At 67.0% G+C, this 22,368-nt stretch carries 22 protein-coding genes; 13 read left to right on the top strand and 9 right to left on the bottom strand.

From position 1 onward, the window contains the following. Positions 1–13: 13 nt before the first annotated feature. Positions 14–901 (bottom strand): non-homologous end joining protein Ku, encoded by an 888-nt coding sequence (gene ku / locus sphst_RS05100; RefSeq protein WP_031393900.1) that lies wholly within the window; start codon positions 899–901, stop codon positions 14–16. A gap of 113 nt (positions 902–1,014) precedes the next feature. On the opposite strand from ku, the gene pdxH reads away from it, so the two are divergent. From pdxH to sphst_RS05085, 3 genes are read left to right on the top strand one after another with little or no spacing between them, the layout of a single operon-like run. Further along, positions 1,015–1,593 carry a pyridoxamine 5'-phosphate oxidase gene (gene pdxH, locus sphst_RS05095; protein ID WP_031440566.1) on the top strand — a complete coding sequence of 193 codons (579 nt, stop codon included), beginning with the start codon at positions 1,015–1,017 and terminating at the stop codon, positions 1,591–1,593. After that, positions 1,590–2,537 carry a cation diffusion facilitator family transporter gene (locus sphst_RS05090; protein WP_037529981.1) on the top strand — a complete coding sequence of 316 codons (948 nt, stop codon included), beginning with the start codon at positions 1,590–1,592 and terminating at the stop codon, positions 2,535–2,537. Before pdxH ends, sphst_RS05090 begins: the two co-directional genes overlap by 4 nt. Before the next feature lie 36 nt (positions 2,538–2,573). Further along, positions 2,574–3,365 carry a PhzF family phenazine biosynthesis protein gene (locus sphst_RS05085; protein WP_031393117.1) on the top strand — a complete coding sequence of 264 codons (792 nt, stop codon included), beginning with the start codon at positions 2,574–2,576 and terminating at the stop codon, positions 3,363–3,365. Between the two features lie 118 nt (positions 3,366–3,483). Here sphst_RS05085 and sphst_RS05080 read toward each other — a convergent pair whose 3' ends face one another. Together sphst_RS05080 and mnmA are read right to left on the bottom strand one after the other, a co-directional pair. Next, positions 3,484–3,732, bottom strand: coding sequence for a UvrB/UvrC motif-containing protein (locus tag sphst_RS05080; protein WP_031393116.1), 249 nt, complete (start codon positions 3,730–3,732; stop codon positions 3,484–3,486). 15 nt (positions 3,733–3,747) lie between these two features. Next, positions 3,748–4,872, bottom strand: a complete 1,125-nt coding sequence (gene mnmA, locus sphst_RS05075) for a tRNA 2-thiouridine(34) synthase MnmA (protein ID WP_031440562.1) — start codon at positions 4,870–4,872, stop codon at positions 3,748–3,750. A 136-nt stretch (positions 4,873–5,008) separates the two neighbouring features. Between mnmA and sphst_RS05070 the strand changes: the two genes are divergently transcribed. The 3 genes from sphst_RS05070 to sphst_RS05060 all read left to right on the top strand — a co-directional run bounded on the left by sphst_RS05070 (position 5,009) and on the right by sphst_RS05060 (position 5,998). After that, entirely contained in the window at positions 5,009–5,236 is a 228-nt protein-coding gene (locus sphst_RS05070) for a hypothetical protein (protein ID WP_031393005.1), read from the top strand. Positions 5,237–5,338: 102 nt separating this feature from the next. Further along, on the top strand, positions 5,339–5,638 hold the full coding sequence (gene sciP / locus sphst_RS05065) for a CtrA inhibitor SciP (RefSeq protein ID WP_031393004.1): 300 nt from the start codon (positions 5,339–5,341) through the stop codon (positions 5,636–5,638). 102 nt (positions 5,639–5,740) lie between these two features. Then, complete coding sequence (locus sphst_RS05060; protein ID WP_031393003.1) at positions 5,741–5,998, top strand: GlsB/YeaQ/YmgE family stress response membrane protein; 258 nt, start codon at positions 5,741–5,743, stop codon at positions 5,996–5,998. A 66-nt stretch (positions 5,999–6,064) separates the two neighbouring features. On the opposite strand, the gene sphst_RS05055 is transcribed toward sphst_RS05060, so the two are convergent. Next, entirely contained in the window at positions 6,065–6,805 is a 741-nt protein-coding gene (locus tag sphst_RS05055) for an SIMPL domain-containing protein (protein WP_031393002.1), read from the bottom strand. A 217-nt stretch (positions 6,806–7,022) separates the two neighbouring features. On the opposite strand from sphst_RS05055, the gene sphst_RS05050 reads away from it, so the two are divergent. Genes sphst_RS05050 through sphst_RS05040 form a run of 3 tightly spaced genes read left to right on the top strand, consistent with a single transcriptional unit; the run spans position 7,023 to position 12,725 of the window. Next, a complete protein-coding gene (locus sphst_RS05050; protein WP_107045251.1) occupies positions 7,023–8,237 on the top strand; it encodes an efflux RND transporter periplasmic adaptor subunit in 1,215 nt (404 codons plus the stop codon). 6 nt (positions 8,238–8,243) lie between these two features. Beyond that, a complete protein-coding gene (locus sphst_RS05045) occupies positions 8,244–11,399 on the top strand; it encodes an efflux RND transporter permease subunit (RefSeq protein WP_107045250.1) in 3,156 nt (1,051 codons plus the stop codon). A gap of 57 nt (positions 11,400–11,456) precedes the next feature. Beyond that, positions 11,457–12,725 carry a DUF445 domain-containing protein gene (locus sphst_RS05040; protein WP_031396261.1) on the top strand — a complete coding sequence of 423 codons (1,269 nt, stop codon included), beginning with the start codon at positions 11,457–11,459 and terminating at the stop codon, positions 12,723–12,725. A gap of 9 nt (positions 12,726–12,734) precedes the next feature. Here the strand turns inward: sphst_RS05040 and sphst_RS05035 are convergent, their stop codons facing one another. Then, complete coding sequence (locus sphst_RS05035; protein ID WP_031396262.1) at positions 12,735–13,415, bottom strand: HAD family hydrolase; 681 nt, start codon at positions 13,413–13,415, stop codon at positions 12,735–12,737. A gap of 62 nt (positions 13,416–13,477) precedes the next feature. Here sphst_RS05035 and sphst_RS05030 point away from each other — a divergent pair, with 62 nt between their 5' ends. The 4 genes from sphst_RS05030 to sphst_RS05015 are packed head-to-tail and all read left to right on the top strand — an operon-like array spanning position 13,478 to position 17,044. Next, entirely contained in the window at positions 13,478–14,587 is a 1,110-nt protein-coding gene (locus sphst_RS05030; protein WP_031396263.1) for an ABC transporter permease, read from the top strand. Further along, positions 14,587–15,483: an ABC transporter ATP-binding protein gene (locus tag sphst_RS05025; protein WP_031396264.1), complete on the top strand. Its 897-nt coding sequence runs from the start codon at positions 14,587–14,589 to the stop codon at positions 15,481–15,483. The genes sphst_RS05030 and sphst_RS05025 overlap by 1 nt, the downstream gene beginning before the upstream one ends. Then, entirely contained in the window at positions 15,483–16,445 is a 963-nt protein-coding gene (locus sphst_RS05020) for an MlaD family protein (RefSeq protein ID WP_031396265.1), read from the top strand. Before sphst_RS05025 ends, sphst_RS05020 begins: the two co-directional genes overlap by 1 nt. Before the next feature lie 8 nt (positions 16,446–16,453). Then, positions 16,454–17,044 carry an ABC-type transport auxiliary lipoprotein family protein gene (locus sphst_RS05015; protein WP_081874269.1) on the top strand — a complete coding sequence of 197 codons (591 nt, stop codon included), beginning with the start codon at positions 16,454–16,456 and terminating at the stop codon, positions 17,042–17,044. Between the two features lie 7 nt (positions 17,045–17,051). Here sphst_RS05015 and sphst_RS05010 read toward each other — a convergent pair whose 3' ends face one another. The 4 genes from sphst_RS05010 to glgC all read right to left on the bottom strand — a co-directional run bounded on the left by sphst_RS05010 (position 17,052) and on the right by glgC (position 22,340). After that, positions 17,052–17,906, bottom strand: coding sequence for an HpcH/HpaI aldolase/citrate lyase family protein (locus sphst_RS05010; RefSeq protein WP_031396267.1), 855 nt, complete (start codon positions 17,904–17,906; stop codon positions 17,052–17,054). 66 nt (positions 17,907–17,972) lie between these two features. Further along, on the bottom strand, positions 17,973–19,592 hold the full coding sequence (locus sphst_RS05005; protein WP_107045249.1) for an alpha-D-glucose phosphate-specific phosphoglucomutase: 1,620 nt from the start codon (positions 19,590–19,592) through the stop codon (positions 17,973–17,975). Next, positions 19,589–21,034 (bottom strand): glycogen synthase GlgA, encoded by a 1,446-nt coding sequence (gene glgA / locus sphst_RS05000; protein WP_056407228.1) that lies wholly within the window; start codon positions 21,032–21,034, stop codon positions 19,589–19,591. The genes sphst_RS05005 and glgA overlap by 4 nt, the downstream gene beginning before the upstream one ends. Before the next feature lie 43 nt (positions 21,035–21,077). Then, positions 21,078–22,340, bottom strand: a complete 1,263-nt coding sequence (gene glgC, locus sphst_RS04995; protein WP_031396272.1) for a glucose-1-phosphate adenylyltransferase — start codon at positions 22,338–22,340, stop codon at positions 21,078–21,080. Between the last annotated feature and the right edge of the window lie 28 nt (positions 22,341–22,368).

Raw genomic sequence — 22,368 nt, 5'->3', positions numbered from 1 at the left:
ACAACAGGGGGCGTTACGCACGTTTCTTGGCCGGGGTCTTGGTCGCAGTCTTGGTCGCGGTCTTGGCCGGGGCTTTCTTGGCGGGTGCCTTCTTCGCAGCCGTGGCCGTGCCGCCCGATTTCTCCATCGACTTCTTCAGCGCCGCCATCAGGTCGACGACGTTAGACCCCTTGCTCTCGCCGCTGTCCTTGTCGTCTATGATCGTCTTGCCGTTCGCCTTGCGCTTGCGTTCGATCAGGTCCTTCAGCGCGTCGACATACCGATCGTGGAAGTCCTGCGGGTGGAAGTCGCCGCTGCGCTTCTCGATCAGCGCCTCGGCGAGTTCGAGGAGCTCCTCGGACGGCTTGTCGTCGGGGATATCGCGGAAATAGCCCTGCGCCTTGTGCACCTCGTCCGCGTAGCGCAGCGTCTCGAGCACCAAGCCGCGCCCGCACGGCTTGAGGCTGACGACATATTCGCGGCCGCGCATCGCCAGCTGGCCGAGCCCGACCTTTTTCGTACGGCGCAGCGCCTCACGCAGGACGATGAACGCCTCCTCCGCCAGATCGTCCGCAGGGACGACGAAATAGGGCTTCTCGTAATAGAGCACGTCGATCTCGCTCGCATCGACGAACTGGGTGAGTTCGAGCGTCTTCTTCGATTCGAGCTTCACCGCGTCGATCTCGTCCTGGTTCAGCAGGACATATTCGCCCTTTTCGACCTCATAGCCCTTCATGATCTCGTCGGCGTCGACCGGGCCGACGCCGGTGACGACCTTGTCGTAATGGATCGGCTGGCCCGAGGGTTCGTGGATCTGCTTGAACGAGACGGCCGCACCCGATTTGGTGGCGGAGTAGATCTCGACCGGGATCGAGACCAGCGCGAGCCGGATCTGTCCCTGCCAATAGGCGCGCGCTGCCACGGTGCGGTTTCCTTCGTTGCGAAACCGATTCAATCGTCGGCGTGGCGAGTCGTTCCGTGAGCGCCGTGCCGTGCGCTGTTTCGCGGCCCGCCAAGTTTCGCTATGGCGCTGCCATGTCCGATAACCCGATCACGCTGTTCGAGGCCTGGTACGCCGAGGCCAGGCAAACAGAAATCAACGACTCCAACGCTGTAGCCCTCGCCACTGCGGATGCGCAGGGACGTCCGTCGGTGCGGATGGTGCTGCTGAAAGGGCATGGCCCCGATGGTTTCGTCATCTACACCAACCGCGAGAGCCGCAAGGCGGGCGAACTGACCGCGAACGCGCATGCGGCGTTGCTCTTCCACTGGAAGTCGCTGCGCCGGCAGGTCCGGATCGAGGGGCGCGTCAGCCTGGTGAGCGATGCGGAATCGGACGCCTATTTCGCGACGCGCGGCCGTGATTCGCAACTCGGGGCATGGGCGTCGGAGCAATCGCGCCCGCTCGACACGCGCGACACGTTCGAACGCCGTTTTGCCGAGGCGCAGGCGCGGTTCGAGGGTGGCGACGTGCCGCGCCCGCCGCACTGGGGCGGGTACCGGATCGCGCCCGATCGCATCGAGCTGTGGCAGGACCGCGAACACCGCCTACATGAGCGGCGACTGTTCGTGCGCGACGGTGAAGGCTGGACCGAAGGATTGCTGTTCCCATGACCCAGGACGAACGCCGCAGGGTGATCCCGCTGGCGACGCGCGCGGCGCTCGCCAGCGTCGCGATGGCGTGTTTCCTGCTGCTGCTGAAGGGCTTTGCGGCGTGGACGACCGGATCGGTCGCGATGCTCGGCTCGCTCGCCGATACCGCGCTCGACCTGCTCGCGAGCCTCGTTACGCTGTACGGCGTGCGGCTCGCGGCGACGCCTGCCGATCATGATCACCGTTTCGGCCACGGCAAGGCGGAGGCGCTCGCCGCGCTGTTCCAGGTGATGCTGATCACTGCGTCGGCGGCCGGCATCGCGTGGCGCGCGATCCTCGCGTTCAACGATCCTCAGCCGACCACGGGCGCCGATTTCGGCATCGGCGTGTCGGTCGTCGCGATCGTCGCGACGGTGTTCCTGCTCGCCTATCAGCGCCGGATCATCCGCCAGACCGGCTCGGTCGCGATCCTGGCAGACAATGTCCATTACCAGTCGGACGTGCTGCTCAACGGGTCGGTGATCGTCGCATTGGTGCTCGACCAGTATCTGGGGTGGAGCGGGGCGGATCCGATCTTCGGCATCGTCATCGCCTTGTGGCTCGCCTGGGGTGCCTTCTCGGCATCGTCGAACGCGATCGACCAGTTGATGGACAAGGAATGGCCCGAGGACCTGCGCGCGCAATTCCTCGACGTCGCCGCGCGCCAACCCGGCATCCGCGGCATCCATGACTTCCGCACTCGCCGGTCGGGCAGCCATGATTTCGCGCAGTTCCACATGGAGGTCGCGCGCGACCTGACCGTCGCGCATGCGCACGACATCGTCGAGGCGGTCGAACGCAACCTTCGCACCGCCTTTCCCAAGGTCGAGGTGCTGATCCACCTCGATCCCGAAGGGCATGTCGATACCGACAATCCGCTGGTCGAGGCGGACGTGACGCCGCATTGGTTTGGCAAGCGGGTTTAACCTGCGGCGATCGACAACGGGCAGAGGGGCAGCAGCATGAGAATACCGTTCGCGCAGATCGATGCGTTCGCCGACACGGCCTTTGCGGGCAATCCGGCGGCGGTGATGCCGTTGTCCGCGTGGCTCGACGATGCGGTGCTGCTGGATATTGCGCAGGAGAACAACCTGAGCGAGACCGCGTTCATCGTCCCCTCCGCCGAAGAGGGCGTCGATTTCGACCTGCGCTGGTTCACGCCGGGCGCGGAGGTCGCGTTGTGCGGTCATGCGACGCTGGCAAGCGGGCATTTCGTGCTGTCGTCGGATACTGCCCGTGACCGCGTCCGGTTCGCGACGCGGCAGGCCGGGATCCTCGAGGTCGCCTGCGCGGATGGCGGATACACGCTCGAGCTGCCAGCCTGGGCGCCCGCGCCGAAGGCGATGCCGGAGATCGTCGCGGCACTGACGATCGATTCGCCGGTCGAGACGCTGTGGCACGACAAGGGCTATGCGCTGGTGATCGTCGAGGACGAGGCGATCGTCCGCAACCTGAAACCCGATTTCGTCGCGCTGGCGAAGTTTCCGATCGTCGCGATCGTCGCGGCGAAGGGGGCGGCGACCGCGATCGTCAGCCGCGTCTTCACGCCTTATTATGCTATCGACGAGGATCCGGTGACGGGGTCGGCGCATGCGGTGATGGTGCCGTACTGGGCGCAGACGCTGGGCGACAGTTTCACCGCGTTCCAGGCAAGCGCGCGCGGGGGGCGGCTGACGTGCCGGCTCGAGGGCGACCGGGTGGTGCTTGGCGGTGCGTGCGTGACGGTGATCGAGGGCACGTTCCTGCTGCCGTGATCACGGTCTAACTCTACGTCATCCTGACGAAAGTCAGGATCCAGAGCCAGGATCGTCTTGCTTCGTTACCCTGGATCCTGACTTTCGTCAGGATGACGGAAGAGGAGCGGCGTGGCGGCTAGCGCTTGCGGCCCTTGGTCATCGGGTCAGGCTTCTTGGGTTTCACCCAGCCGGGCGGCGGGGTCAGACGTTGCTGGCTGGTGCCCAGACCCATCGCGCCGGGTTGCTGGCGGGTGAGTCCCGCGGTGTCGGCGACGGTGCCGCCGCCGCGGAGCAGGCTGATCTGGTCGCGCAGCCGCCCCGCGCTCTCGAAGTCCATCGCCGCGGCGGCGGCTTCCATCTGGCGGCGCAGGTCGTCGATATCCATGCCACGCCCAACGCGTCAGGCGGCGGCGAGTGCCGCCTCGGTCGACGCGATCCAGCCGCCGCCGAGCACGCGGTCGCCGGCATAGAGGACGGTAGCCTGCCCCGGTGCGACACCATATTCGGGTGCGTCGAACACGACGCGGTCACCGATCAGGCGCGCCGGGACGGGCTTGGCCATCGAGCGCACCTTGGCGGTGAGCGGCCCGGTGAAATCATCGCCGAGCCAGTTGATGTCGCTCAGCTGCGCCGCTGAAACCGCGAGCGCACGGCGCGGGCCGACCACGACGCGCCGCGTGTCGGGCTCGACGCGCACGACGTAGAGCGGCTCGGGGCTGCCGCCGATCTCCAGTCCGCGACGCTGGCCGACGGTGAAGTGGATCAGCCCGCGATGCTCGCCTAGCTTCATGCCGCCGATATCGACGATATCGCCTGCGGTATCTGCCTCCGGGCGCAGCTTCTTGACCAGTCCGGCGTAATCGCCGTCGGGGACGAAGCAGATATCCTGGCTGTCAGGCTTGGCCGCGACGCCTAGGCCGAGTTCGGCCGCGATCTCACGCACGCGCGCCTTGGGCAGGCCGCCGAGCGGGAAGCGCAGATAGTCGAGCTGCGCCTGCGTCGTCGCGAACAGGAAATAGCTCTGGTCGCGGGCAGGATCCGCGCCGCGGTGGAGTTCGGCGCCGTGCGCGCCCTCGACGCGGCGGACATAATGGCCGGTCGCCAGGCAATCGGCGCCGAGATCGCGCGCGAGCTTCAGCAGGTCGGTGAACTTGGGCCCCATGTTGCACTGGACGCACGGAATCGGCGTGCGCCCCGCGAGATAAGCGTCGGCAAAGGTGTCGACGACCTGTTCGCGAAAGCTCGATTCATGATCGAAGACGTAATGCGCGATGCCCAGCCGGTCGCAGACCGCGCGCGCGTCGCGAATGTCGCGGCCCGCGCAGCACGAGCCCGCGCGGCCGACCGCCTCGCCGTGGTCGTAGAGTTGCAACGTCACGCCGATCGTCTCCGCGCCGGTCGCATGCGCGAGCGCCGCGACGACCGAGCTGTCGACCCCGCCCGACATCGCGACGACGATCCGTCGACCGGCCAGCGACCCCGACCCTGGTGTCGCGCCGCCGAGCTGAAAATCCGCCTGTTCCATCGGTACACCATAGTCTCTGCGACGAGGCGTTGCAAAAAAAGCGACAGGCGCGACAACTCTTTGTCCCGAACTTTACCTCGTTTTCATTCCCCGGCGTTTAGACGGAACCTCTAGTTGGTGTTTTGCGAGTGTCGCGTTGGATCTGAGCTTCCCCCGTTTCGATCGAGAGGCCGAGCTGACCGTTCTGCCCGGTGACCTGGCGGTGTTGATCGTCGGGATCGCCGCGCGTCAGGCGGCGAGCCCGACCGCGGCGGTTCAGGCCGGGTTTTCGCGGGGTGCGATCGATCCCAAGCTGTTCGCCCCCGTCCACGGGGCGTTCAACGGGCCAATGGCGGATGCCTTGACGCGATGGAAACAGGAATGACCGCGGCGTTTACCGCGGCGTTTCAGCCATTCTTCAACTCCCTTGGCTACGGGTCGTAGCCACGTATCGAGAGGGGGCCCCCGCCCCGATCAGAGGTTGTAAATGATCGAGAACCAGAAGTTCCGCCCTGCCAAGGTCATCGGACCGCTTGGCGAGCAATTGACGCTGGATTCGCTGCCGCCGCCCAGCACGACGCGGTGGGTCGTACGCCGCAAGGCCGAGGTCGTCGCCGCGGTCAATGGAGGTCTGTTGTCGGTCGACGAGGTCTGCGACCGCTATGGACTGACGGTCGAGGAATTTGCCGGATGGCAGCGCGCGATCGACCGGTCGGGGATGCCGGGCCTGCGCGTGACGCGGATCCAGCACTATAAGTCGCTGTACGAAAGGCAGCAAAAATACTGACCCGAATCAGCCTACATAATCAAAACGCGGGCGGAACAAACGTCCGTGCTCGCACGTCTTTCCGCCATCGCCCGGCTACGGGAACAACGGAGGGAAAGTAAAATGGGTATCATTCTTTGGCTGATCATCGGCGGCGTCATCGGCTGGATTGCCAGCATGATCATGCGCACCGACGCGCAGCAGGGTATCTTCCTGAACATCATCGTCGGCATCGTCGGCGCCTTCATCGGCGGCCTGATCCTGTCGGGTGGCTCGATCAACAGCGCACCGCTGACGCTGACCTCCTTCATCGTGTCGCTGCTTGGCGCGATCGTGCTGCTCGCGATCGTCAACCTCGTGCGCCGCGGCAGCGTCCGCTAAGAGCGGTCGCTACACAGCGTTGAAAAAGGGCCGTCCGGGCAACCGGGCGGCCCTTTTTCTGTGCGCTCAGTTTAGCAGGAAGCGGACCGAGACCGAGACGGTGACGTCCTTCTCGCCCGCGACGATCTGCGTGCTGTCCTTGGCCATCGCGGCGCGCGCCATGAAGACCGGCGGGTTCGGATTGCCGGCATTCTCGCTATTCTCGGTGATCGAGACGATCCGCGAGACGCGCATGCCGGCCGACCGCGCATAGATCTCGGCGCGGGCGCGCGCACGCTTGACCGCGTCGGCCCGCGCCTCGTCCAGTGCCGCATCGGGCTGGTCGATCGACAGATTGGGACCGTCGATCTGGTTCGCGCCCTCGGCGACCAGCGCATCGAGGATCGCGCCCGACTTCGCCACGTCGCGGAAGCGGATCGAGACGCTGTTGGTCGCCTGATAGCCGGTGACCGCCGGCGGCTGGTTGTCGGCATAGCGATATTGCGGCGCGAGCCCGACCGTCGCGGTGGCGATGTCGCGCGGCGCGACCCCGGCCTTCTTCAACGCTGCGAGCACGCGATTCATCCGCTGCGCATTGTCCGCCAGCGCAGCCGCGGCGGTCGTCGCCTGCGAGACGACGCCCGCACGGATTGTCGCGACATCGGGCACGCGCGTGGTGCGGCCCTCGGCGCTGACGTCGAGCACGGTCCCGGTCGCGGGGACCATCGGTTCGACCGTCGACGCCTGCGCCTGCGCCGAAGCGGCGGCGGGGATCGCGGCGGCGAGCGGAACCGCCGCCAGCGTCGCGATCATGGTGAACCTGGTCATATCGTGTCTCCCTGTAAGTCAGCCTGCTTTCGCGATTGATCGAAGCCGGGTCAACGCAGGCTGAACATCGCGTGCAGCTTGCAGACAGGTGCGATCCTGGTCATGTCTGACATTTGGCTGCGCGGCGTGCCGGGGGGCTTGAGCACGGTGATCTATTTATATAATACAGCTGGCGAGTGGTCCGGCGGATTCGGGTCGGGACGGGGATAGCGCGCGCATGAACTACGAAGCCAGGACGATCGGCGGCGAGCCGCAGCAGGTGCTGACGGATCAGACGCCGCCGTCGCATACCCGTCGCAACATCATCATCGCGGTGGTCGTCATCCTCGCGGCGCTGGCCATCGCCTGGTTCGCGTTCGGATCGGGCAAGAAGGATGCGGCGGCGCCCGGTGCGCCGACCGAGCAGATCCCGAGCGTCACCGTCATCGTGCCCGGTCGCCAGACCGTCGACCGGGTAATCGCCGCGACCGGTACGCTGGCCGCGCGGCGCGAAATGCCCGTCGGCGTCGCGGGCGAGGGCGGCATGATCACGCGCGTGCTGGTCGAGCCGGGCCAGTGGGTCGCGGCGGGGCAGGTGCTCGCGACGGTCGACCGCTCGGTCCAGACCGAGACCGCGGCATCGCTGTCGGCATCCGTAACCGTGGCGCGGTCGGACGAAACGATCGCACAGGCGGAGCTTGACCGCGCGCAGCAGCTGGTCGATCGCGGGTTCATCTCGAAGGCGGATCTCCAGCGCAAGGCGGCGACGCGTGATGCGGCGGCGGCGCGCGTCAAGGTGGCGCAGGCGTCGCTCGGTGAAGCCCGCGCGCGCAACGGGCGACTCGACATCCGTGCACCGGCCGCCGGCCTTGTGCTGACCCGCGGCGTCGAGCCCGGGCAGATCGTCAGCTCGGGGACCGGCGTGCTGTTCCGCATGGCGATGGGCGGACAGATGGAAATGCGCGCGGCGCTGGCCGAAAGCGATCTGCTCGGCCTTCCGGTCGGCGCGCGGGCGACGGTGACCCCGGTCGGTTCGGCCAAGGGGTATAAGGGTGAGGTCTGGCAGGTGTCGCCGGTGATCGATCCGCAGACGCGCCAGGGCGTCGCGCGAATCGCGCTCGCCTATGATCCCGCGCTGCGCCCGGGCGGGTTCGCCGCGGCGTCGATCGTCGGTGGCGCGACGGTCGCACCGCAGCTTCCCGACTCGGCGTTGCAGAGCGACGACAAGGGCAGTTTCGTGTATGTTGTCGGTCCCGACGACAAGGTGGTGCGCCGCGACGTGAAGATCGGTCACGTTTCCGACAGTGCGGTGACGATCGCAGGCGGGCTGCAGGGCAACGAACGCGTCGTCCAGTCGGCGGGCGGGTTCCTCGCACCCGGGCAGAAGGTCAAGCCCGTGACCAAGGCGACGACCAGCGCGACGACGACACCCACCAGTATCAAACGGGGCTGACGCACCATGGGTTTCCGCAACATCTCGGCTTGGGCGATCCGCAACCCGGTACCGCCGATCGTGCTGTTCCTCGCACTGACGCTGGCGGGAATCGTCAGCTTCATGCGGATGGACGTGAACAACGATCCGGATATCGACTTCCCGATCGCGATCGTCGTCATCAGCCAGCCGGGCGCGGCGCCCACCGAACTGGAAACCCAGGTCACGCAGCGGGTCGAGGCGGCGGTGCGGACGCTGCAGGGCATCGATCAGATCAGCTCGACGGTCACCGAAGGCACGTCGCAGACGGTCATCCAGCTCAATATCGGCACGCCGATCGACCGCGCGGTCAACGACGTTCGCGACGCGATCGCGCAGATCCGCGGCGACCTGCCCGAGGGGATCCTCGAGCCGCAGGTGTTCCGCGCCAACACCACCGACGAGGATATCGCGAGCTATTCCGCGATCGCCAGCGACATGACGGTCGAACAGCTCAGCTGGTACATCGACAATACCGTGGCGAAGGAGCTGCTGTCGGTATCGGGGCTTGCCGCGGTCAACCGCAATGGCGGGGTGAGCCGCGAGATTCGCGTGATCCTCGATCCCGTCAAGCTGCAGAGCCAGGGGCTGACCGCGAGCCAGGTCAACGCGCAGCTGCGTCAGGTCAATCTGAACGCGGCGGGCGGCCGCGCGGAGATCGCCGGATCCGAACAGTCGGTCCGCGTGCTCGGCAATGCCAAGAACGCCTATGACCTTGGCCAGACGCAGATCTCGGTCGGCGGGCGGACCGTGCGGCTGGCAGACATCGCGCAGGTCCGCGACCTTTATGCCGAACAGCGGACGGCAGCGGCAATCAACGGCCGCCAGGTCATCAGCTTCGATTTCCAGCGCGCCAAGGGCGCGTCCGACGTCACCGTGTTCAACGATGCGGTCAAGAAGCTCGAGGCGCTGGAGAAGCGCAACCCGGCAGTGCATTTCGTACTGCGCTCGAACAGCGTGAAATATACCGAGGAGCAATATCACAGCGCGATCGACGCGATGATCGAGGGCGCGGTGCTCGCGGTGATCGTGGTGTTCCTGTTCCTGCGCGACTGGCGCGCGACGATCATTTCCGCACTCGCGATTCCGCTGTCGGCGATTCCCGCCTTCTGGTTCATGGATCTGCTCGGCTTCACGCTGAACCAGATGACGCTGCTCGCGCTCAGCCTCGTCGCGGGCGTGCTGGTCGACGACGCGATCGTCGAGATCGAGAATATCGTCCGGCACATGCGGATGGGCAAATCCGCCTATCAGGCGTCGATCGACGCCGCGGACGAGATCGGGCTGGCAGTGCTGGCGACGACGATGTCGATCGTCGCGGTGTTCCTGCCGGTCGGACTGATGCCGGGCATCTCGGGTCAGTTCTTCAAGAATTTCGGTCTGACCGTGGTCGCCTCGGTGCTGATGAGTCTCGCGGTCGCGCGCCTCATCACGCCGATGATCGCGGCCTATTTCCTGAAGGCGCACGGCACCGCCAGCCACGGCGAAGGCAAGCTGATGGACTGGTACATGGCGTCGCTGCGCTTCACGCTGCGGCACCGCTGGCTGCCGGTCGTGGCGGGTGCGGCCGCGACCGCGATCACGATCGCGATGTTCTTCGTCCTGCCCTCGACCTTCCAGCCGCCGCGCGACAGCGACACCAGCACCGCGACGATCGACATGGTGCCCGGCACGACGCTGGCGCAGACCCAGGCGGTCGTGACGCGGGTCGCGAGCATCCTCCAGGCGCAGCCCGATGTCGCATCGGTCTATGCCCGCACCGCGGTCGGCAATGGCCGCGTCACGGCGACGCTCAAGGACGATCGCTCGATGAAGAGCACCGCGTTCGAGCGGAGTCTCGCGCCGCAGCTCGCGGCGATCCCCGATGCGCGCGTGTCGTTCCGGTCGCAGTTCGGCTGGGGCAGCAGCAATCGCGACGTGACGATCACGCTGGGCGGCGACGACCCGGTCAAGCTCGACGCGACCGCGCAGAAGATCGTGACCGAGATGGCGAAGCTGCCGTCGCTCGTCGCGCCGCGCGTCGCGGGCAATCTGCAGCGTCCTGAAATCGTCATCCGCCCGCGGCTCGATCTCGCCGCCAATCTCGGCGTGACGACGCAGGGCCTGTCGAGTGCGATCCGCATCGCGACGCTGGGCGATATCGACCAGAACAGCGCGCGCTTCTCGCTCAGCGATCGCCAGATCCCGATCCGCGTCGCGCTCGACCAGAATGCGCGGACGAGTCTCGCGACGATCCAGAACCTGCCGGTCGCCACCGCGACGGGCGGATCGGTGCCGCTCAGCCTCGTTGCGGATATCGGGCTGGGCTCGGGGCCGACCAAGATCGATCGCGTCAACCAGCAGCGCCAGCTGTCGATCGGCGCGGATCTCGCGCCCGGCGTGATCAGTGGCGATGCGCAGAAGCAGATCCATGCGCTGCCGACGATGAACGCGCTGCCGATCGGGGTGAGCGAACTCGTGCTCGGGCAGGCCAAGTGGCAGGCCGAGATGATCAGCAACTTCATCGTCGCGGTGGTGGCGGGCGTGCTGCTCGTCTTCGCGGTGCTCGTGTTGCTCTATCGCCGACTGTTGCCGCCGTTCGTCAACATGGGGTCGCTGATCCTCGCGCCGCTCGGCGGGCTGCTCGCTTTGTGGGTGACGGGTCATCCGATCTCGATGCCGGTCTATATCGGGCTGCTGATGCTGCTCGGGATCGTCGCGAAGAACTCGATCCTGCTGATCGACTTCGCGCTCGAGGAGATGGGCAAGGGCGTCGATATCTGGACCGCGATCGTCGATGCCGGGCACAAGCGCGCGCAGCCGATCGTCATGACCACGGTCGCAATGGTCGCGGGCATGGTGCCGACCGCGCTGTCGATCGGCGGCGACGGATCGTTCCGCGCGCCGATGGGCATCACCGTGATCGGCGGTCTGGTGATGTCGACCGTGCTGACGCTGCTGATCGTGCCGGCGACGTTCAGCATCGCGGTCGGGATCGAGCGCTGGGCAGGGCCGCGACTGGGTCGTCGCCTGCTCACCTTCCGGCCCGGCGACGACGGCGCGGAGGTGGTCGGAATCGCCGGCCCCAACGCGCCGGCGCTCGGACCCGCATCGCCCAAGATCGGCTTTCGCGACGGCGATGGCGGGACACAGCCGGCGGAATGATCGCCGGCGTGACACCTCACGGGTGAACTATCCCTGCGCTCGGGGATTGTTTCGGGCATGACATCGAATTCCCGCGTGCGCCTGGCCAAGGAAGCGACGAACCCGGCCCTCATTCGCATGCGGATCGTCGCGACCGGGCTGCTGGTGCTGATGGCGGTCGTGTTCCTGGTCAGCCGCGCGCTGGTCGACCGGCACCCTGCGATCGGCTTCGTCCGGGCCTTTGCCGAGGCGGCGATGGTCGGCGGACTCGCGGACTGGTTTGCGGTCACCGCGCTGTTCCGCCATCCGCTCGGGTTGCCGATCCCGCACACCGCGATCATCCCGCGGAACAAGGACCGGATCGGCGACACGCTCGCAATATTCCTGCGCGACAACTTCCTGCTACCCTCGGTCATCTCGCGCCGGATGCGGCGGCTCGACGTCGCGGGCGCGATCGCACACTGGCTGACCGATCCGCCCGAAGGGGCAGGGGGGCGGTTCCGGTCTGGTGCGTCAAAGCTGGTCGCGCAGATTCTCGAAGGCCTCGACCCCGCGCGGCTCGGCGGCATGGTGAAGGCCGGCATCCGCGCAAGGCTGCGCCAGACCGAGATATCGCCGATCCTCGGCCAGTTGCTCAAGGCCGCGATCGCCGAGCGTCGTCATGCTCCGCTGCTCGAGGCGGCGATCCGCTGGGCATCGGTCACGCTCGCCGCGAACGACCATCTCGTCCGCGCGATGGTGCATGAGAAGTCCGGTTCGATTTTGCGCTGGACGGGGCTCGACACCACGGTCGCGGACAAGCTGATCAACGGGTTCGACCGCCTGCTCGCGGAGATGGCAGAGGATCCCCAGCACCCGTTGCGGCTGAAGGCGGAGGAAGCGCTCGAGCGGCTGGCCTGGGACCTTCAATATGACCGCCGCATGCGCGAGCGGGTCGAGGCGATGAAGAACGACCTGCTCGACAACCCCGCGATGCAGCGCTGGCTCGACGGTTTGTGGGAACAGGCGCGCGGCGCGCTGCTGGCGATCGCGCGCGATCCGGAGCGGGCGATGGCGGGCAAGCTGGGCGACGTGCTGCGCCAGCTCGGCGAGACGCTGCTCCACGATCCGCGGCTGTCGCATACGATCAACCGGTTCGTCCGCCGCGCGGTCGTCGGCATCGCGGCGGATTATGGCGACGGGATCGTCCGGCTCGTGTCGGAGACGGTACGCGGCTGGGATGCGGAGACGATCACCAGCCGGCTGGAGAATGCGGTGGGTCGCGACCTGCAATATATCCGCGTCAATGGCACGATCGTGGGCGGCCTCGTCGGCCTGGTGATCCACACCGTCGACCGGATCCTCTAGTCGCCCCGGTTATCGCTCCCAGTCGGGCATCGGCCAGCCCTTTGCCTTTGCCAGCAGGCGGAGCGGACCATGCGCGTTGACCGCGAACGGCTCGTCGGCCCAGGCAAAGGTCGGCGCATCGGAAACATGGTCCGAATAGAAGCGGACATGCGCATCGTGCCGCGCGATCCCCTCACGTGCCATCCAGCGCTCGATCATCGCGAGCTTGGCGGGGCCGTAGCAATTCTCGCCGTCGATACCGGCGAGCAGATGCCCGTTCGCGTCGCGCAGGCTCTCGGTACCGATCACCGCATCGAAGCCGAGCCGCTCGGCGATCGACTCGACATAGAAGCGGTAGGAGGCGGTCGCCATCACCAGCCTGTATCCCGCCGCGCGATCCGCCTCGATCTGGCGGAGCGCGGCGGCGAAGACACCATCGCGCATCACGCGGTCGGCGAACGCCTCGGCGGCACGACGCTCCTGCGCCGGGGTCAGCGTCTTGCCGAGCATCACCCGCTGCATGATGTGCTTCAGGCGGCCCCGGCTCATCAGCTTGGCGAGATATCCCGCCGCCGCGAGGGCTGCGACCGGCACCAGCGCGAGTCGCCACGGCGCGCCGCCGGTGCGCGTGGTGTGGATCAGGAACGGCGTCCAGGTCGGCGCGTGCGTGATCGTCTTGTCCATGTCGTAGATGGCGAGAAGCTGGGTCATTGGGCCGGCTTACACAGCATTCGTCTTGCCGATCCAGTCCGTTTGCCGCAAAGGTGCCGCCGATGAGCGCGATGGCCGATTTTCAGCAGGACGGTGCCGACACGGGTACGCTTCGCTTCACCGGCGATCTGTCGCTCGCCAACATCGGAAATCTTCCCGATCGGCTCGAGGCGGTCGATGCCGCGTCGATCAAGCGGGTCGACCTGAGCCAGGTCGACCGGATCGACACGATCGGCGCCTGGATCGTCCACCGCTTCGCCGCACGCAACGACGCGACGATCGACGGGCTTGATGCCGACGGCCAGAATCTGTTCGATCAGGTCGTCGCCTCCGACCAGCCGCTGGCGGCACGCGGCAAGCCGGTCGGTTCGGTAAAGCGCGTGCTGGGCGAGATCGGCGACGCGGTCGTGCTGACCGGCCGGACGATGCTCGGCCTGCTCGCCTTTCTGGGCGCGACGACGATCGCCTTCGGCAGTGTCATTCGCCACCCCAAGCGCTTCCGCTTCAACGCCGTCGTCCAGCGGTTCGAGGTCGTCGGCATCGCCGCACTCGGCATCGTCGGGCTGATGAGCTTCCTGATCGGCGTCGTCATCGCGCAGCAGGGCGCGGTCCAGCTCCGCCAGTTCGGGGCAGAGGTGTTCACGATCAATCTGGTCGGGCGTCTGACGCTGCGCGAACTCGGCGTGCTGATGACCGCGATCATGGTCGCGGGCCGGTCGGGCTCCGCCTTTGCGGCGCAGCTCGGCACGATGAAGCTGACCGAAGAGATCGACGCGATGCGGACGATCGGGGTGTCGCCGATGGAGGCGCTGGTCCTGCCGCGCGTGCTGGCGGCGATCGTGATGATGCCGCTGCTCGCCTTCTACGCATCGCTGATCGCGATCATCGGCGGTGGGCTGCTGTGCTGGATCCAGCTCGGCATCCCGCCTGTCACCTTCATCGCCCGGATCCGCGAAGTCGTGCCGATCACCGATCTGTACATCGCGCTGATCAAGGCCCCGGTCTTCGGCGCGATCATCGCGGTCGCGGGTTGTTTCCAGGGCATGCAGGTCGAGGCCGACGCCGAACAGGTCGGGCTGCGCACGACCTCGGCGGTGGTGCAGGGCATCTTCCTCGTCATCGTGCTCGACGCGTTCTTCGCGGTATTCTTCACCTGGATCGGCTGGGACTGATGGCCCGCAAGACTGACGACAGCATCATCTCCGTAAAGGGGCTGAGGAACGAGTTCGGCGATTCGGTCGTGCATGACGGCCTCGACCTCGACGTCCGGCGTGGCGAGATCCTCGGCGTGGTCGGCGGATCGGGGACTGGCAAGTCGGTGCTGATGCGCTCGATCATCGGCCTCCAGACGCCTGCCGAGGGCGCGATCACGGTGTTCGGGGAATCGAATATCGGCCGCGAGGAGACCGAGGCGACCGAGATCCGCAAGCGCTGGGGCGTGTTGTTCCAGGGCGGCGCGCTGTTCTCGACGCTGACGGTCGCCGAGAATGTCGAAGTGCCGCTGCGCGAATTCTATCCCGACCTGCCGCCCGCGCTACTCGCCGAGATCGCCGCGTACAAGGTCGTGATGACCGGGCTGCCGGCCGATGCCGCGAACAAGTTTCCCGCCGAATTGTCGGGCGGCATGAAGAAGCGCGCCGGGCTCGCGCGCGCGCTCGCGCTTGACCCCGAACTGCTGTTCCTTGACGAACCGACCGCCGGGCTCGACCCGATCGGCGCGGCGGCGTTCGATTCGCTGACGCAGTCGTTGCAGAAGACGCTGGGCCTGACCGTCTTCCTGATCACGCACGACCTCGATACGCTTTACGCGATCTGCGACCGTGTCGCGGTGCTCGCCGACAAGAAGGTGATCGCGGTCGGCACGATCGACGAACTGCTCGCGCTCGACCATCCGTGGATCGAGGAATATTTCAAGGGACCGCGCGGCCGCGCCGCGGTGGCGACCAAGGAGGCGCATCGCAGCGCCGACGCGGTTGCCGATGCCCACCCGACCGAAGTCCAGTCCAAGCAGTCCGCGCCGGACGACGCCGACGCGACATATGCCGAGAAAGAAGCAAGGACGCTCTGATGGAAACCCGTTCGAACCATGTCCTTGTCGGCGCCGTCGTGCTGATCCTGCTGGCGATGCTCGCGCTGTTCACCGTGTGGATCGCGCGGCTCGGTGGCACGGAAGAGAAGGAATATGACATCTTCTTCCGCCAGTCGGTCGATGGTCTGGCGCGCGGCTCCGCGGTGACCTTTTCAGGTGTGCCGTCGGGGCAGGTGAAGTCGATCTCGCTGTGGAAGAACGACCCGCAGTTCGTCCGCGTCCGCATCAGCGTGAACGAGGAGACGCCGGTGCTCCAGGGCACGACCGCGTCGATTTCGGGCGTCGGCTTCACCGGCGTCAGCCAGGTTTCGCTCGATGGCGCGCGCAAGGGTGCGCCCGCGGTCGGCTGCCCCGATTCGAACGGCCAGCCATGCCCGTATGGCGTGCCGGTCATCCCGACCAAGCAGGGTGGCCTTGGCGCGATCCTCAATTCAGCGCCGCAGCTGCTCGAGCGTCTGTCGACGCTGACCGAGCGGCTGACCGGGCTGCTGACCGATCGCAACCAGGCGTCGATCGCCGGGATCCTCGAGAACACCAATCGCCTGACCGATGCGCTGGCCGATCGCGGGCCGGAAATCGCCGCGACGCTGGCGCAGACGCGGGTCGCGATCCAGCAGGCGGGCGATGCCGCACAGCAGTTCGGCGTGCTCGCGCAGACCACCAACGGGGTGCTGTCCGAAGACGTGAAGCCGGCGATGGCCAATCTGAACAAGGCGATCCAGTCGGCACAGACCAGCGCCGAAACGCTGAACGCGGCGATCGGCGACGCGCGGCCCGGGCTGCAGGCCTTCTCGAAGACCACCATTCCCGAAGCCAACCGCCTCGTCCACGATCTGCGCACCACCGCCGCGGCGCTGTCCTCGGTCGCCGAACGTGTCGACCAGCAGGGGGCAGGCTCGCTCGTCGGGCAGCAGAAGCTTCCGGACTATAAGGGTAAGTGATGACCGCCATGAAGACACCGCTGTTCATCCTCCTCGCGGCGCTGCCGCTCAGCGCCTGCATCAGCTTTGGCGCCGCGCCGCCGCCGACCCTGCTGACGCTGACGACGCAGTCCGCGGTTGCGGTCGGGCAGAACCAGAATTCGGCGACGTCGAAGTCGATCACGCTGCAGGTGCCGACGGTGCCGCAAGCGCTGGCGACCGCGCGCGTGCCGGTGCAGGCCACCGCGACGTCGATCGCCTATGTGAAGGACGCGCAATGGGCCGAGCCGCCCGCGCGGCTGTTCGCGCGACTGATGTCCGACACGGTCGCCGCGCGCACCGGGATGGTCGTGCTGTCGACCGTCCAGGCAGTCGGCGATCCGAGTGCAATGCTGGGCGGGGAACTGCGCAATTTCGGGCTCGACGCGACGACGCGCGAGGCAGTCGTGACGTTCGATGCCTCACTGACGCGGGCAGGGATGCAGTCGGTCGAGAAGCGTCGCTTCGAGGCGCGTGTCCCGGTCGCGGCGATCGATGCGCCGTCCGCGGCGGCGGGGATCAACACCGCGGCCAATAGCGTCGCACAGCAGGTCGCGGACTGGGTCGGCCGCCCGCGCTGAGCCCGGGTCAGCCTTCGGGCTGATCCGCCTGCGCGAGCATCGCCTCAGCTTCGGCGAGGTGAAGTCGTTCGACCATTTGACCGTCTAGCCGGATCGCGCCCTTGTCCGCAGTGGCGCCGTCGGCGAACGCCGCGACCACCGTCTGCGCCCATTCGAGCTGGTCGGGGGTAGGGCCGAACGCAGTGTTCGCCACCGCGATCTGCGCCGGATGGATCAGCGTCTTGCCGTCAAAGCCGAGACCAGCGCCCTGTTCGGTTTCGGCGGCGAGGCGCGCCGGATCGTCGAGCGCGTTGCAGACGCCGTCCAGCGCCACGAGCCCGGCCGCGCGTGCGGCCGTCACGATCGCCATCAGCGCGGGGATGAGTGGCATTCGATCGACGCCCGGGCGGCAGCGCAGCTCCTTGGCGAGGTCGTTGGTGCCGGCAATCAGCGCGGTGAGCCGCGATCCCGCGGCCGCACGAGCGATCGCCGGGAGTTCGAGCACGCCGCCACAGGTCTCGATCATCGCCCAGATTGGTGGCCCGTCGGTACCCAGTGCGGCGCGGACGGCGGCAAGATCGGCAGCGCCGGAGATCTTGGGCACGAGCACCGCATCAATGCCGATACTGCGCAGCGCGGCAATGTCGTCGGCGCCCCATGGCGTATCGAGCGCGTTGATCCGCACCACCAGCTCGCGCGTACCGAAACCGCCCGTGCCGACCTCGGCAACGACACGGTTGCGTGCCGCCGCCTTCTCGTCGGGCGCCACCGCATCTTCGAGGTCGAGGATCACGACGTCGCAGGCCAGACTGCGGGCCTTGGCGATGGCGCGGGGGTTGGAGGCGGGCATGTAGAGCGCGCTGCGGCGACGGCGAAGGGTCATGACGCCCAGCCTAGAAGACTATGGCCGGGGTTTGAACCCCGGCCCGCCTGCTGCGGGGTGACGCGATCAGGTGACGACGTCGGGTGCGCTGCGGCCGGTGTGCTGCGCGATCCCCGCGATCGATTCGGCCGCCGCGACGATGCTTGCCAGCATGTCGCCGGTTTCGCGGTCGAGATCACCGCCGACGGGCTCATAGCGTTCGAGATAGACGCGCAGCGTCGCGCCGGTGGTGCCGGTGCCCGACAGGCGGAACACGACGCGGCTGCCGCCGGTGAAGAGAATGCGGACGCCCTGGTTGCGGCTGATCGAGCCGTCGGTCGGGTCGGTATAGGCGAACTCGTCCGCGGTCTCGACGGTGAGGTCGCCGAACTGCTTGCCGGGCAGGGTCGCGAGGCTTCCACGTAGCGCGGCCATCAGTGCGTCGGCGCGCGGCGTCTCGATGCCCTCGTAATCGTGGCGCGCGTAATAGTTGCGGCCGAACTTCGCCCAGTGATCGCGGGCGATTGCGTCGACGCTCTCGCCGCGAACTGCGAGGATGTTGAGCCACAGGAGCACTGCCCAGAGCCCGTCCTTCTCGCGGACGTGATCGGACCCGGTCCCGGCGCTTTCCTCGCCGCAGATCGTCGCCATGCCGGCATCGAGCAGGTTGCCGAAGAACTTCCAGCCGGTCGGCGTCTCGTACGCAGGAATGCCTAGAGCCTCGGCAACGCGGTCGGCAGCCGCGCTGGTCGGCATCGAGCGGGCGATCCCCTTGAGTCCACTGGCATAACCGGGGGCGAGGTGTGCGTTTGCCGCCAGCATCGCGAGGCTGTCCGACGGGGTCACGAAGCGGTGGCGGCCGATGATCAGGTTGCGGTCGCCATCGCCATCCGATGCCGCACCGAAATCGGGGGCGTCGGGCGCCATCATCGTCTCGTACAGCTCATGCGCGTGGACGAGGTTGGGGTCGGGGTGATGCCCACCGAAATCGGGCAGTGGGGTGCCGTTGCGCACCGTGCCCGCGGCAAAGCCCAGCCGGCGTTCGAGGATCTCTGTCGCATAGGGCCCGGTGACCGCGCTCATCGCGTCGAACGCCATCGTCAGCTTGGACGCGCGGATCGCGTCGAAGTCGAACAGCGTCTCCATCAGCGCGGCATAGTCCTCGACCGGATCGACCACCTCGACGGGCATGTCGCCGACCATGACCTCACCGTCCTGGTCGAGATCGATGTCGGCCGCGTCGACGGTCAGCCAGCGGTCGATCTCGAGCGTGCGCGCGTTGATCGCGTCGGTGATCGATTCAGGCGCGGGACCGCCATTGGCGATGTTGTACTTGATCCCGAAATCCTCGTCGGGACCGCCGGGATTGTGGCTGGCGGACAGGACCAGCCCGCCGATCGCGCCACGCTTGCGGATCATGTGGCTGGCGGCGGGCGTCGACAGTATGCCGCCACGCCCGACGATCACGCGACCAAAGCCGTTTGCGGCCGCCATGCGGATTGCGACCCGGATCACCTCGCGGTTCAGGAAGCGGCCGTCGCCACCAATCACCAGCGTCGCGCCGGCCTTGTCCTCGACCACGTCGAACACCGACTGGACGAAGTTTTCGGCATAATTGGCCTGCTGGAAGACCTTCACCTTCTTGCGCAGACCCGATGTGCCCGGCTTCTGGTCGGTATAGGGCGTGCTAGTAACGGTACGGATCATGTAGGCTCCACAAGGCTCGAATACAGGGTCGCATAACGCCGGCCACTCTCGTCCCACGAGAAGTCCGCGCGCATCGCATTGCGCTGCAACATGGCCCAGTGATCGGGGCGTGCATAGAGCGCGATCGTTCGGCGCAACGCATGGCTGAGCGCTTCGGGCGTGATACCGTCGTGCTGGATACCGGTGGCGACGCCCGCGGCGACCGCCGCCTCGTTGGCGTCGATCACCGTATCGGCCAGCCCGCCGGTGCGCGCGACGACGGGGATGCAGCCATAGGCCAGCCCGTAGAGCTGAGTCAGGCCGCAGGGTTCGAACCGCGACGGGATCAGGATCGCATCGGCACCCGCCTGGAGCAGATGCGAGACCGGCTCGTCATAGCCGATGCGAACGCCGACCCGGCCCGGATGCCGCTCGGCGGCGGCGAGAAAGGCGTGTTCCAGCCCGCTATCGCCCGACCCGAGCAGTGCCAGCCGGCCGCCGAGCGCCACCAGCTCGTCGATTGCCGCGACGAGGACGTCCATACCCTTTTGCCAAGTGAGCCGGCTGATGACGGTGAAGATCGGACCGTCGCCGGTGTCGAGGCCGTACAGCGTCTCGACCGCGCGCTTGTTGATGCGGCGGCGGGTGAGCGTGCGCGCGGTGTAGCGCGACGGCAGCGCGGCATCGGTGGCGGGGTTCCAGACCGCGGGATCGATCCCGTTGACGATCCCCGTCAGTCGATCGGCACGGACGTTGATCAGCCCTTCGAGGCCCATGCCGAATTCGCCGCGACGGATCTCGGCGGCATAGGTCGGGCTGACTGTGGTGATCGCATCGGCAGCCTCGAGCCCGGCCTTCAGGAAACCGACGCCGCCATAATATTCGATCCCGTCGAGCGCGAACGCCGCGTCGGGCAGCGCGAGGTCGGCGAAGATCTCTGCGCCATAGCGGCCCTGGAACGCGATATTGTGGATCGTGACGATCGTCTTCGCCGCCGTGCCCGGCCCGGGGGCGTAGCGCAGATAGGCGGGCGCCATTGCAGCCTGCCAGTCATGCGCGTGCAGGATGTCGAACTGCTGGCCGTCGACAACGCCCGAGGCGAGATCGGCGGCGGCCCGGCTGAACGCGGCAAAGCGCAGCCAGTTGTCGACCCAGTCGGCGCCGGTCGTGTCGCCATACGGACCGCCGCCACGCGCGAAGAGGCCGGGGGCGTCGAGGATCAGCAGTGGATGGTCGCCGATGCTTGCCGCGAGGATCCGCGCCTCGACGCCGAGCAGGTCGGTGTAGCGGTGGACGACCTTTGCCGTCCGCATGACCGCGGCGAGCGCGGGATAGCCGGGAAGGAAGGTCGTCATCGCGACGCCGTGATGCGCAAGCGCCGCGGGCAGCGCGCCGACGACATCCGCAAGGCCACCGGTCTTGATCAACGGATAGGCTTCTGACGCTACCGAGAGAACACGCATCAGCCGGGCCCCTGTCCTGATCGAGAAAGCGTCGTATACACCCTCACGCGATCAGCCGGTCGATCATGGATTTGGTTACGAGCACCACGCCGCTGTCGGTACGGCGGAAACGCTGCGCGTCGAGTTCGGCGTCCTCGCCGACGACGAGGCCGTCGGGAATGACGACGCCGCGATCGACCACGACCTTCGACAGGCGCGCGCCGCGGCCGATCTCGCAATGCGGCAGGATCACCGCCTGATCGAGCATCGAATAGCTGTGCGCACGCGTGCCCGTAAAGATCAGGCTGCGGTGGATCGACGATCCCGAGATGATGCAGTCGCCCGAAACCAGGCTCGACACCGCCTCGCCGCGGCGTCCGTCATCGGCATGGACGAACTTGGCGGGCGGGGTGACCTCCGAATAGGTCCAGAGCGGCCAGCTGCGGTCGTAGAGGTCGAGCTTGGGCACCACGTCGGTGAGGTCGATATTGGCCTCCCAGTAGGCGTCGACCGTGCCGACGTCGCGCCAATAGGCCTCGACCTCGCTGCCCGAGCGGACGCAGCTGTCGGAGAAGCGATGCGCGACCGCCTTGCCGTGCTTGACGAGGTAGGGGATGATGTCCTTGCCGAAATCGCGTGCGGATCCCGGCGTCTCGGCATCGCGGCGCAGTTCGTCGAACAGCAGCTTGGTGTGGAAGACGTAGATCCCCATTGACGCTAGCGCGATGTCCGGATTGCCCGGGATCGCGGGCGGATCGGCGGGCTTCTCGACGAACGCGGTGACATTGTCATGCTCGTCGACCGCCATCACGCCGAAGCCGACCGCCTCCATCCGCGGCACTTCGAGGCAGGCGATCGTGACGTCCGCACCGGTCTCGCAATGCTGTTGCAGGATCAGCTCGTAATCCATCTTGTAGATGTGATCGCCGGCCAGGATGACCATGTATTCGGGCGCGTGGCTCTCGATGATGTCGATATTCTGATAGACCGCGTCGGCGGTGCCCTCATACCATTGGAACTCGCTGATCCGCTGCGACGCGGGCAGGATGTCGAAGCTTTCGTTGCGTTCGGAGCGCAGGAAGTTCCAGCCGCTCTGAAGATGGCGGATCAGCGAATGCGCCTTGTACTGGGTCGCGACGCCGATCCGGCGGATGCCCGAGTTGATCGCATTCGACAGCGCGAAATCGATGATCCGCGCCTTGCCGCCGAAATACACCGCGGGTTTTGCGCGGGTATCGGTCAGCTCCATCAACCGACTGCCGCGACCACCGGCCAGCACATACGCCATTGCGTCGCGCGCCAGTGGCTGTCCCCGCCGTTCAACCATGTCCGTCTCTCCCTAATCGTCCGCCGTA

The organism is Sphingomonas sp. STIS6.2 (genome assembly GCF_000732685.2).
Lineage (GTDB): Bacteria > Pseudomonadota > Alphaproteobacteria > Sphingomonadales > Sphingomonadaceae > Sphingomonas > Sphingomonas aerolata.
Note: the sequence above shows the minus strand (reverse complement) of the source record. Positions and strands in the feature narration are given on the sequence as shown.